The sequence below is a fragment of the Telmatospirillum siberiense genome (genome assembly GCF_002845745.1).
Classification (GTDB): Bacteria; Pseudomonadota; Alphaproteobacteria; order Rhodospirillales; family Magnetospirillaceae; genus Telmatospirillum; species Telmatospirillum siberiense.
In genome coordinates, this window is sequence record NZ_PIUM01000009.1 from 48,969 (window position 1) to 63,453 (window position 14,485).

The 14,485-nt window shown below is 62.2% G+C and carries 13 protein-coding genes; 8 read left to right on the forward strand and 5 right to left on the reverse strand.

Features of this window, described 5'->3' with window-relative positions; translation table 11 throughout:
• Positions 1-13: 13 nt before the first annotated feature.
• Positions 14-1,009 (reverse strand): GlxA family transcriptional regulator, encoded by a 996-nt coding sequence (locus CWS72_RS10030; protein WP_199175627.1) that lies wholly within the window; start codon positions 1,007-1,009, stop codon positions 14-16.
• Positions 1,010-1,074: 65 nt separating this feature from the next.
• Here CWS72_RS10030 and CWS72_RS10035 point away from each other — a divergent pair, with 65 nt between their 5' ends.
• Positions 1,075-1,776 (forward strand): DJ-1/PfpI family protein, encoded by a 702-nt coding sequence (locus tag CWS72_RS10035; protein ID WP_101250467.1) that lies wholly within the window; start codon positions 1,075-1,077, stop codon positions 1,774-1,776.
• A gap of 664 nt (positions 1,777-2,440) precedes the next feature.
• On the forward strand, positions 2,441-3,757 hold the full coding sequence (locus CWS72_RS10040; protein WP_101250536.1) for a methyl-accepting chemotaxis protein: 1,317 nt from the start codon (positions 2,441-2,443) through the stop codon (positions 3,755-3,757).
• Between the two features lie 41 nt (positions 3,758-3,798).
• On the opposite strand, the gene CWS72_RS10045 is transcribed toward CWS72_RS10040, so the two are convergent.
• The 3 genes from CWS72_RS10045 to CWS72_RS10050 are packed head-to-tail and all read right to left on the reverse strand — an operon-like array spanning position 3,799 to position 6,915.
• Positions 3,799-5,658, reverse strand: a complete 1,860-nt coding sequence (locus CWS72_RS10045; RefSeq protein WP_146002700.1) for a sigma 54-interacting transcriptional regulator — start codon at positions 5,656-5,658, stop codon at positions 3,799-3,801.
• A gap of 55 nt (positions 5,659-5,713) precedes the next feature.
• Positions 5,714-5,848, reverse strand: coding sequence for a hypothetical protein (locus CWS72_RS28605; RefSeq protein ID WP_274540594.1), 135 nt, complete (start codon positions 5,846-5,848; stop codon positions 5,714-5,716).
• 11 nt (positions 5,849-5,859) lie between these two features.
• On the reverse strand, positions 5,860-6,915 hold the full coding sequence (locus CWS72_RS10050) for an Ldh family oxidoreductase (protein ID WP_101250469.1): 1,056 nt from the start codon (positions 6,913-6,915) through the stop codon (positions 5,860-5,862).
• Between the two features lie 389 nt (positions 6,916-7,304).
• On the opposite strand from CWS72_RS10050, the gene CWS72_RS10055 reads away from it, so the two are divergent.
• A complete protein-coding gene (locus CWS72_RS10055; RefSeq protein ID WP_241911664.1) occupies positions 7,305-8,759 on the forward strand; it encodes an MFS transporter in 1,455 nt (484 codons plus the stop codon).
• 155 nt (positions 8,760-8,914) lie between these two features.
• On the opposite strand, the gene CWS72_RS10060 is transcribed toward CWS72_RS10055, so the two are convergent.
• On the reverse strand, positions 8,915-9,334 hold the full coding sequence (locus CWS72_RS10060) for a DUF1489 family protein (protein ID WP_101250537.1): 420 nt from the start codon (positions 9,332-9,334) through the stop codon (positions 8,915-8,917).
• A 315-nt stretch (positions 9,335-9,649) separates the two neighbouring features.
• Here CWS72_RS10060 and CWS72_RS10065 point away from each other — a divergent pair, with 315 nt between their 5' ends.
• The 5 genes from CWS72_RS10065 to CWS72_RS10085 are packed head-to-tail and all read left to right on the forward strand — an operon-like array spanning position 9,650 to position 14,206.
• Entirely contained in the window at positions 9,650-10,804 is a 1,155-nt protein-coding gene (locus CWS72_RS10065) for a branched-chain amino acid ABC transporter substrate-binding protein (RefSeq protein ID WP_101250471.1), read from the forward strand.
• 45 nt (positions 10,805-10,849) lie between these two features.
• Positions 10,850-11,752: a branched-chain amino acid ABC transporter permease gene (locus tag CWS72_RS10070; protein WP_101250472.1), complete on the forward strand. Its 903-nt coding sequence runs from the start codon at positions 10,850-10,852 to the stop codon at positions 11,750-11,752.
• Positions 11,752-12,714, forward strand: a complete 963-nt coding sequence (locus CWS72_RS10075; RefSeq protein WP_101250473.1) for a branched-chain amino acid ABC transporter permease — start codon at positions 11,752-11,754, stop codon at positions 12,712-12,714. Before CWS72_RS10070 ends, CWS72_RS10075 begins: the two co-directional genes overlap by 1 nt.
• A complete protein-coding gene (locus tag CWS72_RS10080) occupies positions 12,711-13,493 on the forward strand; it encodes an ABC transporter ATP-binding protein (protein WP_101250538.1) in 783 nt (260 codons plus the stop codon). Before CWS72_RS10075 ends, CWS72_RS10080 begins: the two co-directional genes overlap by 4 nt.
• Positions 13,490-14,206 carry an ABC transporter ATP-binding protein gene (locus CWS72_RS10085; protein ID WP_101250474.1) on the forward strand — a complete coding sequence of 239 codons (717 nt, stop codon included), beginning with the start codon at positions 13,490-13,492 and terminating at the stop codon, positions 14,204-14,206. Before CWS72_RS10080 ends, CWS72_RS10085 begins: the two co-directional genes overlap by 4 nt.
• The last annotated feature ends 279 nt before the right edge of the window (positions 14,207-14,485 follow it).

Genomic DNA, 14,485 nt, shown 5'->3' on the forward strand with positions numbered 1-14,485 from the left:
CCCGAAATCCGTATTACTCTCCCGGCGACGCAAAACGCTCGCGGTAGGCCTGTGGCGTCGTCCCAAGAAGGCGCAGGAAGCTGCGGCGCATGGTTTCTTCCGAACCGAACCCGCAGCGCGCGGCAACCCGCTTCACCGGCTGGTTCGTTTCCAGCATCTGGCGCGCCGCCTCGACGCGGATCCGCTCGACGCCGCGGGCCGGCGTCGAGCCGGTGGCCTGGCGATAGTGCCGGATGAAACTCCGCTCGCTCATCGCGGCGATCCGCGCCAGGGCGGCGACCGACAGATCGCCGCGCAGATTGTCGGCAATGTGGGCGTGAAGCCGCTCAAAGGCCTCATCGCCGCCTTGCTGTAAGGCAAGAGCGGAGCTGAACTGGCTTTGGCCGCCGGGACGCTTCAGAAATACCACCAGTTGGCGAGCCACCGCCAAAGCGACGGTCCGGCCCAGATCGGCTTCGACCAGGGCCAGGGTCAGGTCAATTCCCGCGGTGACGCCGGCGGAGGTCCAGAATTTTCCGTCCCGGAGGAATATGGGGTCGGGTTCCAGCCGAACGGAGGGAAATCGATCGGCGAATTCGCGGCAGCGACGCCAGTGGGTTACCGCCCGGCGTCCTTCCAGAAGCCCGGCGGTGGCCAGCAAAAAGGCCCCGCTGCAGACCGAGGCCACCCGCCTTGCGACGATTGCCCGCGCCGTGATCCATTCGACCGATCGGACGTCCGTGCAGGCTTGATTGACGCCGAATCCGCCGGAGACGATCAGTGTGTCGAGCGGAAGGGCTGGCTCGGGGAGCGGTTCGGCGGCCAGGCCCAAGCCGGCCGAGGTGGTGACGAAACGCCCCTCCGCCGCCACGACCACCGGCGCGTAGGGCGGCGCGTTTCCGGCCCCTCGGGCAAGATCATTGGCCGAAGCGAAGACCTGGAGCGGGCCGGCGACATCGAGAAGCTGCACGTCCGGGTAGGCGAGTATCTCGACTCGCAATGGATGGTGTGGCGTGAAACGAGGGAGCATTGGCATAACCGCCAAACGGTGATCGGTTAGGATCGGCTCGTCAATCCCGAAATAAGGGCATCATCATGTCTCTCCAAATCGGCATTCTTGTCTTTCCCGCCGTCCAGCAACTCGATCTGACCGGTCCCTACGAGATCTTCGCCTCGATTCCCGGCGCTTCCGTTCATCTGATCTGGAAAGAGCGGGCGGCGCTTCTCTCGTCCACCGGCCTTGCGCTGACGCCGACGCGAACCTTCGAGGAAACCCCCTCGCTGGATGTCCTCTGTATTCCGGGAGGGGCCGGCGTCAACGCTCTGCTCGGGGACGAAGACGTTCTCGACTTCGTGCGGGAGAAGGCCGCCGGGGCGAAATACGTGACCTCGGTCTGCACCGGAGCCCTGGTGCTCGCCGCCGCCGGACTCCTTGAGGGGCGCCGGGCGACGACACATTGGCATGCCCATGATTTTCTTGAAAAGTTCGGGGCCGTTCCCGTTCATCGGCGCGTCGTGCGGGATGGAAACCTCATTACCGCCGGCGGGGTCACCGCAGGAATCGATTTTGCCCTTACGGTCGTTGCCGAACTGGTTGACCAGTCGTTGGCGGAAGCAATTCAGCTCAGCCTGGAATACGACCCCCAGCCGCCTTATGAGGCCGGAACGCCCGAGAAAGCGTCCCCAGACGTGGTCGCGGCGGTCAAGCGGCGCCTGGCACCGTCAAGAATGGAGCGCGAGGCGCTCATCGATAGGATATCGGGCACAAAAGCGCGTGCATTGAAGCATTCGGATTAAGCCCCCGTTATGGCCCTCGTGTGGTGCCTCATCTGACCTGAGCCACGACACGAAAGGGAGGCGACTCGGCTGCCGATCCCGTATGCCAACCTGTGGTGAGCCTTGCTTATCGCAGGTTGGTTCGACTCAATCGAGTTCCCTCGCCACCGTTATGCGATTCGTTCGCCGCCGCCTTATTCTGGGATGGGAACATTAAAAATGACTGGTTATTCGCCAGTAATCGTTTGATAGATTTTGCTTTATTTCAGAAAAATTGAAATTTTGTTGAAATTTATAAAAATCAAACATATTCTTTTTCTAAACAACTTCCTGTGCTCTTATTTTAATTGTTAATATGTTGTCATTATTTACACAATTTTGTTATTTCGTTGGCCGTCGCCGGTTCGGCATGGATTTTTTCATTCGGCGCACCACTACCAATAATCGCCATGTCCGGATTCGACGCGGGTATCCGGATGGCCGGGTCAGCCGACATCCTATGATTGTGTCGCGTGGTTGGCCATGTCGAGCCGAACTATGACGGCGATGGTGAGGCGAAGGTCTCACATGCCCTCCCAGAGCGTTGAAAAATTAATATAATTCAATGCCCTAAGTTCCATCCTGAGCCAAAGGCCAAGTGGTCTTGCGGGTTTGGACGGTCCATAACCCCTAAGGGGAACTGATGATGTGGCGGTTTATCTCGACGGTGATTTCGAATAGGGCTTCAGCGCAGCAAAAAGACGACGCTGAAATTCTCGCTTTGCTCAAGACCCGCGCCGGCGTGGGTCTTTGGAACGTGCATTTGCATGGCGGCGACCCCATGCATCCGAAGAGCGTGTGGCAGTGGTCGAACGAGTTTCGCCGGCTTCTTGGATTTTCCGGCATTGCCGACTTTCCCGATGTGGCGAATTCCTGGTCCGACCGGCTTCACCCTGACGACGTGACGACGGCCATGGCGGCGTTCAAGAATTGTCTCTCCGGCCATTCCGCTTCGAAAGACTATTACGATGTGGCCTACCGGCTCAAAATGAAGGACGGGTTGTATCACTGGTTCCGGGCCATGGGCGGCGTTAGCCGGGACGGTTCGGGTAAGCCCACGCGGATGTGCGGATCGCTCATCGATATCAACGCCGAGAGGTTGGCTGAGGCCAAGCGCCGCGAGGATATACAACGATTTGCCGATACCTTCGAGGCGGGGGTCATGGATCTGGTTAATTCCGTTTCATCCTCGTCCACCGAATTGCAGACGACGGCGCGTTCGATGTCGTCGGGAGCGGCCGAGTCCGCCGCTCAGGCGGTGACCGTTGCCGCCGCCGCCGAACAGGCGACGGCGAATGTGCAGACCGTGGCCTCGGCAGCCGAGGAATTGTCGTCATCCGTCTCGGAGATATCGCGCCAAGTGGCGGAATCGGCCCGTATCTCGACGGCGGCCTCGGAAGAGGCCGTGCGCACCAACAACATGGTGCAGGGGCTTGCCTCCGCGGCGCAAAAGATCGGCGAGGTGGTCAAGCTGATCACCGACATCGCCAGCCAGACCAACTTGCTGGCCTTGAACGCCACCATCGAGGCGGCCAGGGCCGGCGAGGCGGGCAAGGGCTTCGCCGTCGTGGCGGGGGAGGTCAAGAACCTGGCAAACCAAACCGGGCGCGCCACCGATGAGATCGGGCTGCAGATCGCCACCGTCCAGGAGGAAACGCGCAAGACCGTCGAGGCGATCAAGGGAATCGCCACCGTCATCGAGCAGGTTCGCCAGATTTCCTCGGGAATCGCCTCGGCGGTCGAGGAGCAGGGAGCGGCCACCCAGGAAATCGCCCGTAATGTCGAGCAAGCGGCGGTGGGGACGCAGCAGGTTTCCAACAATATCGGCGGTATCAGCAAAAACTCGACAAACACCGAGAGAGGCGCCGGCCGGGTGCTGACCTCGGCCGATGCGCTGGCGTCCGACTCGCAGAAGCTGCGGGGTGAGGTGACGCGCTTTCTCGCCGAGGTTCGTGCCACCTGAAGCAGGGGGCGTCATGGCTCGGGCCATTGAGGCGAGTCACGTCAGTGGCTCGCCGGGCCTTTCCCCGGTGCCGCGCCCATGCGGTTGAGCTTGCGCCACAGGGTGACCCGGCTGATCCCCAGTCGGACGCAGGCTTCCTCGGGACTGTAGCGGCTCATCATGGCGCTGATCACCCGGGCCTCGATCTCTTTGAGTGTCGCTCCCTCCTCAAGGGTGAGGAGGCCGTTCTGATCACCGGCGCGCCCCTGCTCGTCAAGGATTTCCGCCACATGGGCAACCTCTATCCGGGATAGGCCGCTATAGCTGATGACTTCGGCCACGTTGCGGATCTGGCGGATGTTGCCTGGCCAATCATAGCGTTCCAACATGGCCCAGGCCTCATCGGTCAACCGGATGGTGTCGGCGCCGGTCGGGCTGAGTTGGCGCAGATAATGATTCAGCAACAGGGGAATGTCCCCCGTTCGGGAACTCAGCGGCGGTAAATGCATGCCGAGTACGTGGATACGGTAATAAAGATCCTGGCGGAACCGTCCGGTCTGCGTGTCCTCGAACAAATTCCGGTTGGTCGCGCAGATGATCCTCACATCGATGGGGATGATCTTGTTGTCCCCAATGCGCATGATCTCCTTTTCCTGGATAACCCTCAGGAGCCGGCTTTGGATGTCCTGGGTCAACTCGCCGATTTCGTCGAGGAAGATGGTGCCGTTGTGAGCCATCTCGAACAGGCCCTGCTTGCCTCCCTTGCGCGCGCCGGTGAAGGCGCCGTCGACATAGCCGAATAACTCGCTTTCCAGCAGGCTGGGGGGAATCGAGGCGGTGTTGACCGAGACGAACGGACCATTCCGGTATCGGCTATGGTTATGGATGCTTTGGGCGAAGATTTCCTTTCCCGTACCGGTCGCGCCCTGGATCAGGATGTTGGCGTCGTAACCGGCGTACCTTTTGGCCTTTTCGATAAGTGTCCGCATCACCTCGGACCTGCCGACAATGTCCTCGAAGCGGTTCTTCGCGTAGAAGCCCTTCTGTCGCGCCGAGACCCGCACCTTGACTTCCGAATCCTGGATCTTGGTGGCCTCCAGGAATGTGATGACCTCGCCGTATTTCCGGCCATCCAGGTCCAGGGGAATGCACCGGGCCAGGATATGGCGGCTGTTCACCATGGCCGTCTGCTCGCCGGACGACCCGCGCAAAAGGGAGATCAGCGCCTCGTCCGCCATGCCGAAGCCTAGTCGCCGGGCCGGCTCGTTAAGCAGAATGGCGCGGCCGGCGTCGGAGAGGGCGACAACCCCCTCCTCGATATTGTCGATGATGATCTTGAGTTGCGCCCCATGCAGCTTTTCCTGATCACGTGCATCCTGGATACGCGCCGCCTCGAGCAGGGCGACGCGGATGGAAAAGTCGTCGCTTTCCAGGCAAACAGCCATCATCTCATGGGTCTGGGCGGCGGCGCAGGACATCCGGCAGCCGATGATGGCCTCGATCCCCCGCCCGGCCAGGCCGGCCACCGTCGTTTTGACGCTATCCTCGTCGGTGCAGGAGCGGATGCTGATTTCCATCTTGGCGATGCTGAAATCGCCGACGTCGCAATCCACCAGGCTTTCCCGGCTGACGACGCCCACCTTACGGATTCCCCGGGCGGACAGATCCTGCAGCAGGGTCAGCAATTGGCTTATCGAGGTTGAAATGGGGACGACGCTGACGGTGTCGATTTGCCTGATGCAATCGACCAGACCGCCCCGGGTCACCACGACCTCGGTTTTTGGATGAAGGGACAGCGCCGTCAGGGCGCTGCCGTCATCTCGGGCCATTTCCACCTGAAGGCCGATTCCCAAGTCGGCGGCGACGGCCAACGCCCGATCCGCCAAACTCCGCATCGGGCTCACCAGCAAAATTTTGGGCACGCGAAACCCTCCCTGAACCCTCGCCTGGAAGCCAGGCGAGGGCTCGCCACGGGCTTTATGATTTGTCCGTGGCTATCGTGGTGTTGGGCAGGGTGGCCGTCAAGGCGGCTGATATCACCAGGAAGGTCACGAGAACCAGGATGCCCTGGTTGGTGCCGCCGAACATGTCCGACATCACGCCGATGATCATCGCTTCCTCCCTTACAATGTCGCGGGAAGGGCGACGTTGTAGCGTGCGGCGGTCGCCTTCAAGGCTTCGACGACCACCGGCATCACCTGAACCCCTTCCTTCTCGGCGGTCGCGATGCGCGCCTGTTCCATTTCTCCGGGCATGCGGACCGGCCGGGCCGGGTCGATCGGCGCGTTCGCGTGGCAGCGATCGGTCAGGTAATCCATCTGGTGGAGGAACTCTTCCCGTCCGGCAAATGCGGCGGGATCGAGCATCTGCAGGAAAATATTGGCCCCCCAGCGCTTTTCCGAATCCTGCCGGCCGAATCCGGCCAGCCCCTGGGTCAGCGCCTCGACCAGCAGGGATAGTCCGAACCCCTTATGGCCGTATTCCAGACCGCCGACAGGCAGCAGAGTACCGCTGGCGCCGACGTCCAGCACATGGGGGTCGCAGGTCGGCTTTCCCTCGCCGTTCAGCAGCCAAGGGTGGTCGAAGGGGATGTCGGCGGCGGATTTCTGGCGGGCCATTCCGACCGTGGTGATCGAGGTGCTGGCATCCACCCAGACCGGTTGCCCGTTGCCCGGATAGCCGATGGCAATGGGATTGGGGGTGAGCAATGGTTCCTTGCCGCCAAAGGGGGCGACGAAACCGAAGGCCGGATCGGACGAGCACAGGATCGCCACCAGGCCCTTGTCGGTTGCCTGCTTGATCAGCGATGTCAGGCAGGCGATATGGTGGCTGCGCCGGATGACGCAGGTGACCTGACCATGGTCGGCAAGCCGGTCGGCCGCCATCGAGATGGCGTGGCTGACCAGCCAGGGGCCCGGCAGATAGCGGCCATCCCAGACCATGATCGCTCCGGAATCGCGGATCACCTCGGGGGTGCCGCTGGGCGTCATCAGTCCCTTTTCTATCTGTTCGACATATTGCGGGCACAGGGCGATGCCATGAGTCCGTTGCCCCAGCATCTCGCCGGTGACAAGAAGGCCGGCCACGCAGGATGCTTTGTCGGCATCCATGCCGGCGGCGGTGAAAACATCTCCCGCCCAACCGGCCAGAGAGCGGGCGTTGAAATAGGAAGTGGACATTTCCTTCTCCGAATTGATGGTTTGTTGCCCCCAAAAGAGTGACCGGGGCTGGTCCTTTCCCGGATCACCTCTTCGAGGCTCCCGCACTGATTTCAGCAAGGCTCGTGCCAGATCCCTTTTCCAAGATTTGCGCGGTGCTGTCAGCGCTTTGGTTTCAAGATGAAATGCATCCGTTGCATTTTTGATTTGGTTTCCGGAAAGGGGGAGGCGTTTAAGCAATCGCAAGAATTGGGCGACGCGCCTGTTTCTGACCCGCGGATCTCGGCTGGTCCGTGAGGTCGATCGAAAATTGAGTTGAGTGATCCCCGTCAGGTGTGATTCTGTCGCACGCTCGGCGTGAGAGAAGGGCGCATGGCGGCTTGCCCGGGATAGACTTTTGGGGGGATTTAATGAACAAGGCTCACATGGATTCCGGCGATGATCGGGGCATCGCGGCTCCATTACTCGCGGACGGTCCGCAAGATGCGAATTTGATCGCTGCGGGGAAGATCTCGGCCCGCCTCGATCGTCTTCCGCCGACGCGCTCGGTCTGGCTGTTGATCTCGCTGCTCAGTCTGGGGTTTTTCTTTGAACTCTATGATTTGCTGTTTACCGGATATGTCGCGCCGGGTTTGTACCGCAGCGGGATTTTCACCCCGGCGACGCCCGGCTTGTTCGGGACCTCGGGCATTGCCGGCTTCATAGCGGCCTTGTTCTCCGGCCTGTTCATCGGAACCATCGGCTGCGGCGTTCTCGCCGACAAGTTCGGGCGGCGCGCCATCTTCACCTATTCCCTGCTGTGGTACACGTTCGCCAACGTCGTCATGGCCTTCCAGACGACCGCGCTCGGGATCAACTGCTGGCGATTTGTCTCCGGCCTCGGATTGGGCGTCGAGATGGTGACCATCGGCACCTATCTTTCCGAACTCGCTCCGAAATATCTGCGCGGCCGGGCTTTCGCCTGCTGTCAGGCCGTCGGTTTCACGGCGGTGCCGGTCGTATCGTTTCTGTCCTATCTTCTGGTGCCCTCCGAGCCCTTCGGGATCGACGGGTGGCGTTGGATCGTGCTCATCGGGGCGCACGGGGCCATCTTCGTCTGGTGGATCCGGCGAAGGCTGCCCGAAAGCCCGCGCTGGCTTACCCAGAACGGCCGGATCGAGGATGCGGAGCGCGTCATGGCCAGGTTGGAAGCCAAAGTGGAGGCCGAATTCGGCCAACCGCTGCCTCCGCCCGGCCCTTCGATTCCCGCGACGCGTCATGGCCGGTTCGGCGATATGTGGGGGGCGCCCTACGGCAAGCGGATGTTCATGATGATCGTCTTCAACATCTTCCAGAGCATCGGCTTCTACGGTTTCGCCAATTGGGTCCCGACCCTGGTGGTCAAGCAGGGCGTGACGGTGACGAACAGCCTGCTCTACACCAGCATCATCGCCATCGCCGCCCCGATCGGTCCGATTATCGGGCTCTTCATCGCCGATCGTTTCGAACGCAAGACGGTCATCATGATCGCCGCCATGATGGTGATGGCGTCAGGACTTGTTTTCAGCCAGGTGAGGGATCCGAACCTGATCATCGTTCTGGGGATTTGCCTGACCCTGGGATCGAATATCATGTCCTATTCGTATCATTCCTATCAGGCGGAGTTGTTCCCCACGGGAATTCGGGCGCGGGCCGTCGGCTTCGCCTATTCATGGAGTCGCTTCTCGGCCATTTTCAACGCTTTCCTCATCGCCTTCTTCCTGGATCGCTTCGGCGTTCTGGGGGTGTTTCTCTTTATCGCGGCCGCCATGTGCGTCATCACTCTCGACATTGCGCTGCTGGGGCCGCGGACGAGAAACCTGGCACTGGAGGATATCGCCCATTAGAGTGATCTGCGACCACGTTGGGTCACTTACCCTTTCGTCATTGCCGGGCTTGACCCGGCAATCCATGGACCCCCGGATCAAGTCCGGGGGGGACGGAAAAACGATGATCCAATACGATCGCAAACCGCTCCAGGACCTTGGGACTCTGACGCTCGTCACCACAAGCCGAGGCGTTTCAGTTCCTCGATCATCTCCGGCGGCAGCGGATCCCCGGTGCCCGCCGTTTCGGAGAGGTCGGCGGGCGCGTCGGCGGTCTCGAGATAGCGCCATCCCTGGAACGCCCGTCTGGGTTGACGGCAGGTTTCGACCAATTGCCGATCGAGGACCAACCGGCAGCAGGCGCGGCCGTCTTCGTCTTCGTCTTCCCGAATGGCGAGCAGCTTCTGACGAGCCGCGATGGAGCCATGGATGACCCAATAAATCGATCCACCGTCCAAAAGCGCGTCCTGCCGCTTCGGACGCATCCGCGTGCGGTGGAATATTTCGCCAAAAGACTGCAGTCGATTGAGCTGAAGGGCGCGGAGATGGGCGGCATCGTCCACACCGACAGCGAGTTTGATCAGATGGATGGTCATCCGTCGCTTTGCTTTGTTCCCGTGTTCAGGCGGCGCGTCGTCTTGTATCAAATCTCGCTGATCGGCACCGATCACCGAGCCCTCAATGGGCCAGCCCCAGCCTCGATGAATCATCCTCATCGAGGCTGGGTATTACTCCCTCCCCGGACTTCAGGAAAGCGGGAAGCTCCAAAGCCGCATTTCGGTCTTGCCCAACAGGCAAACAGTGTTAACACTGCGCCGCCGGCGGCAATGTCAAGAGCGACCAGCAAAGATCCTGCGATGCGGGGCCGCCTTCATGTCCACCGATGATCGAAAATAAGGGGGAATGCCATCATGATTTGGAAACAGACGGCCGGTGCCGCTTCGGCTTTTGCGGTGTTGACCTGTGCGATGCTGGTTGGCGTGGCAACGGCATCCGCGGCCTCGCCGATCCGTTTCGGTGTGCAGGCGCCCATCACCGGCCCCTATGCCGACGAAGGCCAGGGCATCGAAAAGGCCGTGCGCCTGCTCGCCGAGCAGCAGAACGCCAAGGGCGGATTGCTGGGACGGCAGATCGAGGTGACGGTTTGCGACGATGAGGGCAAGCCTTCGCAGGCGGCGATCTGCGCCCGCCAGCTGGTGAACGCCAAGGTCGTCGCGGTGATCGGCTCCTACACCAGCGGCGCGGCGCTGGCCGCCGAGCCGATCTATGCCGCCGCCGACGTGCTCCAGACCTCCGACGGCACCAGCAACAAACTGAGCGAGCAAGGTTTCAAGACCTGGTTCGGCAATGCCGCGCCCAATTCGGCCGAGGCCGAGTTCACCGCCAACTATCTGGTCAATGTTCGTGCTTTCAAGCGGATCGCCGTTCTGACCGATCATTCGAGCTTCGCCACCGGGCTGGCCGACGAGGTGATCAAGAACATCGCGGCGGTCCACGGCAATGTCGTCGAAAAGGCCTTCGTCAACGCCGATTCGCAGAATTTCACGCCGGTCTTGACCAAGCTGAAGTCACTTAACCCGGATGTGCTTTATTATTCCGGCTACTTTTCCGATGGCGGCCTGATCCGGGCGCAGATGCAACAACTGGGAATGGATGCCGCCTTCGTCGGCGGCGACGCCAACCAGAACGTCTCCTTCGCCAAGATCGCCGGCGCGGCGGCCGGCGGTTCCGTCATCGTCAATGTGCCGGCGCCGCAGGATCTGCCCTATCCGGCCGCCAAGCAATTCGTCGCCGACTACAAGGCGAAATACGGCGCCTTGCCTCCCTCGGTGTTCACCCTGACCAACGCCGACGGCATGCGGGCCATTCTGGAGGCCATCGAAGCCACCAAGGGAACCGAGCCGGCGGCGCTGGAGAACCATCTGCATCACCTGGTGGATTTCCAGGGGCTGACCGGGACGTTCGCCTGGAACGAGCGCGGGGAGCGAACGGGAAGTCCCTTCGTTGCCTTCGAGGTGCAGGCGGATGGGGCGTACAAGATCCTCTATCCCGAGCCGGCCAAGTGACGTTTTCGGCTGAAAAAAAATAAACGGGACCGGTAAGGCGAGGGCATGGGTACATTCATTCAGCAGGTCTTCAACGGCCTGACCGTCGGTGGGATCTACGCGCTGATCGCCCTGGGCTATACGATGGTCTACGGCGTCATGCGCCTGATCAATTTCGCCCACGGCGATCTGTGTATCCTGGGTGCGTTCGTCGGCCTGACGCTGCTGACCGGCGCGGCGGGCAGCGGCCATTCCGGCGCGGTGCTGCTGCTGGCCGCCTTCGTGCTGGCGGTGGTGGTGATCGCCGCCGCCGGCGTCGTGCTGGAACTGGTGGCCTACCGGCCGCTGCGCAAGGCCGACCGGCTTTCCGCCGTGGTTTCGGCCTTGGGCGCGTCATTGCTCATCGAAAACAGCATCATGTTGATCTGGGGGCCGGACGTGCACGTCTTTCCCGGCGATCTGCTGCCGGCGACCACCTGGACGGTGGCCGGGGCCAGCATCACCTTCGTGCAGGTGATGATCATCCTGGCCTCGGTGCTGCTGATGGCGGCGCTTTACCTTTTCATTCACCACACCCGTTTCGGCACGGCGATACGCGCCACCGCCATCGACCAGGACACCGCACGGCTGATGGGGATCAAGGTCAACCGGGTCATCCTGACCGTCTTCGTGATCGGCCCCGCCTTGGGCGCCATCGGCGGTCTGTTCGTCGGCATCTATTATCGGGAAGCCTACTTCACCATGGGCTGGACCTACGGTCTCTATGCTTTCATCGCCGCCATCCTGGGCGGCATCGGCAACATTCCCGGCGCCATGCTGGGCGGCGTGCTGCTGGGCCTGTTCAACGCCTTCGCCGCCGGCTACATCTCCAGTTCCTGGCAGGATGCCATCACCTTCGCTCTTCTGATCGCCATCCTTCTGGTGCGGCCGACCGGACTTCTGGGCGAACCCGACGCGGGGAAGGTCTGATGCCGGGTATTTCTCCAAGCCGATCGGCGCCGAAGTCGCCGGCCCGTGCGTCCAGGGCGCTGTGGCCGTTGTTGTGGGTGGCCGGACTGACGGTGCCCGCCGTTCTTGACAGTTCCTGGGTATCGATCGCGGCGATGTTCGCGATCTATGCGGTCAGCGCCTTGTCCGAGGATGTGATTCTCGGGCGGGGGGGCATGTTCGACATGGGGCATGCCGTTTATTTCGGCGTCGGCGCCTATGCCACGGCGATTCTCAACACCAGCTTCGGTTGGCCGATCCTCGCCACCCTGCCGGCGGCGGTATTGCTGGCGGCGGCGGCCGGCGCCCTGCTCGCCGGTCCTTTGACGCGGCTGCGCGGCGACTATCTGCTGGTGGCCACCATCGGCTTCAATTCCATTTTCGTCCTGACGATGCAGAACGATCCGGGCGGCGTCACGGGCGGTTCGGACGGTATCACCGGCATCGGCGTTCCCTCGCTTTTCGGGTTTCCCCTGGCCAGCCAGAGCGCCATGTTCTGGCTCGACTGGGTGGTGCTGGGCATCGTCCTTTTGCTGATGCGCAATCTCGACCGCTCGGAATTCGGTCGGGCGCAACGCTATCTCAAGCAGGATGAACTGGCGGCCGGCACGCTGGGCGTCGACGCCCGCAAGGTCAAGACCCAGGCCTTCGCCCTGGGCGCCGGTCTGGCCGGGCTGGCCGGAACCCTGTTCGCCGTCCAGCTTTCGACGGTCAGCCCCGCCTCGTTCGTCTTTACCGAATCGGTGACGCTGTTCGCCGTGGTGATCGTTGGGGGACCGGGGTCTGTCCCCGGCGTGTTGCTGGGTACCGCATTGATGTTCGTCGTTCCGCAGATTTTCAGGGACTTCGCCCAATACCGCTATTTCGTCTTCGGTATCGCCATGATCGCCGTCATGGTGCTGCGGCCCCAGGGCCTGTGGCCCCAGCGGAGGCGCCGGGCATGAGCGCGCTTCTCGAACTGCGCGGCGTCGGCATCAGCTTCGGCGGAATGCGCGCCGTCGACGACCTCAGCCTGGCCATCGAGGAAGGGCATATCGCCGCCCTCATCGGTCCCAACGGCGCCGGCAAGACGACCGTCTTCAACATGATCACCGGCGTCTGCCGGCCGACCAATGGCGAGATCCTTTGGCAGGGGCGCAATATCGCCGGGGCGGCGCCGCACCAGATCGCCGCCCTGGGCATCCGGCGGACCTTCCAGACGATCCGGCTGTTTCCCGGCATGTCGGTTTTCGACAATGTCCGCGCCGGCTGTCATCTGCGGGCGCGTCAACGCTGGTGGCAGGGATTGCTGGGGCTGCCGGCCCAGCGGCGCGAGGAAGCCGCGCTGGCCGAGCGCACCCACGAAGTATTGCGCCGCCTCGACCTCGACGGAGCAGCCGACGAGATGGCGGTATCGCTGCCCTACGGCCTGCAGCGACGGGTCGAGATGGCGCGCGCCCTGGTCGTCCAGCCCAAGCTCGTCATTCTCGATGAGCCGGCGGCCGGATTGAACGACGCCGAATCGGCCGAACTCAGCCAAACCATTTTTGCCATCCGCGATTCGGGCGTGACGGTGCTGCTTGTCGAACATGACATGAATGTCGTCATGAACGTGACCGACCACATCGTGGTGATCAATTTCGGCCGCAAGATCGCCGAAGGCAACGCGGCCGCGGTGCGCGACGATCCGGCGGTGATCGAAGCCTATCTCGGGCGTGACGACGACGAGGAACCGGTCGCATGAGTCTGCTTGTCATCGAGGACTTGAGCGTCGCCTATGGCCAGATCGAAGCGCTTCGCGGTGTTTCCCTGACCGTGGAAAGCGGCGAGGTGGTGGCCATTCTGGGCGCTAACGGCGCCGGCAAGACCACCCTGATGCGGGCCATTTCCGGTTTGCTGCCGAAGCGCCGGGGGGCGGTCCGCTTCGATGGGACCGATATCACCCGGGCGCCGGCGGATCGCATCGTCTGTCTCGGTATCGCCCAGTCGCCCGAAGGACGGCGGGTGTTCGGCACGTTGAAGGTGGAGGAAAACCTGGCCTTGGGCGGGTTTACCAGATCGGCTCACGAAATCCGGCAGGGCCTTGAAACCGTTTTCGGCATGTTTCCCCGCCTTGCCGAGCGTCGCGATCAGTTGGCCGGCACATTGTCGGGCGGCGAGCAGCAGATGCTGGCGATCGGCCGGGCCTTGCTGGCCAGGCCGAAGCTTCTGCTGCTCGACGAGCCCAGCCTCGGCCTCGCCCCGATCATGGTGCAGAGCATCTTCCGCAGCCTGCGCGAGATCGCCGCCTCCGGCGTGACCGTGCTGATCGTCGAACAGAATGTGCGCTCGGCCCTGAAATTGGCGGACCGCGGCTATGTGCTGGAAGTCGGGCGGATCGTCCATGAGGACAGCGCCGCCCGTCTGTTGGCCTCTCCCGAGGTCCAGGCGGCCTATCTGGGAAAAGCCCACACCTGATCGGCGGATCTTCGCCCTGCGCCGGCGTTTGAGGCTTTTTAAATTTCGTCGTCCTATCAGAGCATTGCCAGCCTTGGATAAAACAGTAGCGGCCGGGCGAGGGGGGCCTAGCGTCCGCGCGACATAAAGACGTGTTTGTTTCTGCACACTTTTTCCGCGCTCGACGCGCGTAAGTCCCCCTCACCCCACTCGCTTGCGCTCGCCCCCTCTCCCGCAAAGCGGCCGAGAGGAGATCCTTGCGCCTGCGGGCGTCCCCGACGATGCAAAAAAATCATTATT

Excerpts from the sequence above, each read along its gene's own strand:
- CWS72_RS10055 (WP_241911664.1), top strand. The coding sequence starts at position 7,305 with ATGAACAAGGCTCACATGGATTCCGGCGATGATCGGGGCATCGCGGCT.
- CWS72_RS10050 (WP_101250469.1), bottom strand. The coding sequence starts at position 6,915 with ATGTCCACTTCCTATTTCAACGCCCGCTCTCTGGCCGGTTGGGCGGGA.
- CWS72_RS10065 (WP_101250471.1), top strand. The coding sequence starts at position 9,650 with ATGATTTGGAAACAGACGGCCGGTGCCGCTTCGGCTTTTGCGGTGTTG.
- CWS72_RS10035 (WP_101250467.1), top strand. The coding sequence starts at position 1,075 with ATGTCTCTCCAAATCGGCATTCTTGTCTTTCCCGCCGTCCAGCAACTC.
- CWS72_RS10030 (WP_199175627.1), bottom strand. The coding sequence starts at position 1,009 with ATGCTCCCTCGTTTCACGCCACACCATCCATTGCGAGTCGAGATACTC.
- CWS72_RS10070 (WP_101250472.1), top strand. The coding sequence starts at position 10,850 with ATGGGTACATTCATTCAGCAGGTCTTCAACGGCCTGACCGTCGGTGGG.
- CWS72_RS28605 (WP_274540594.1), bottom strand. The coding sequence starts at position 5,848 with ATGATCATCGGCGTGATGTCGGACATGTTCGGCGGCACCAACCAGGGC.
- CWS72_RS10080 (WP_101250538.1), top strand. The coding sequence starts at position 12,711 with ATGAGCGCGCTTCTCGAACTGCGCGGCGTCGGCATCAGCTTCGGCGGA.
- CWS72_RS10075 (WP_101250473.1), top strand. The coding sequence starts at position 11,752 with ATGCCGGGTATTTCTCCAAGCCGATCGGCGCCGAAGTCGCCGGCCCGT.
- CWS72_RS10060 (WP_101250537.1), bottom strand. The coding sequence starts at position 9,334 with ATGACCATCCATCTGATCAAACTCGCTGTCGGTGTGGACGATGCCGCC.
- CWS72_RS10085 (WP_101250474.1), top strand. The coding sequence starts at position 13,490 with ATGAGTCTGCTTGTCATCGAGGACTTGAGCGTCGCCTATGGCCAGATC.
- CWS72_RS10040 (WP_101250536.1), top strand. The coding sequence starts at position 2,441 with ATGTGGCGGTTTATCTCGACGGTGATTTCGAATAGGGCTTCAGCGCAG.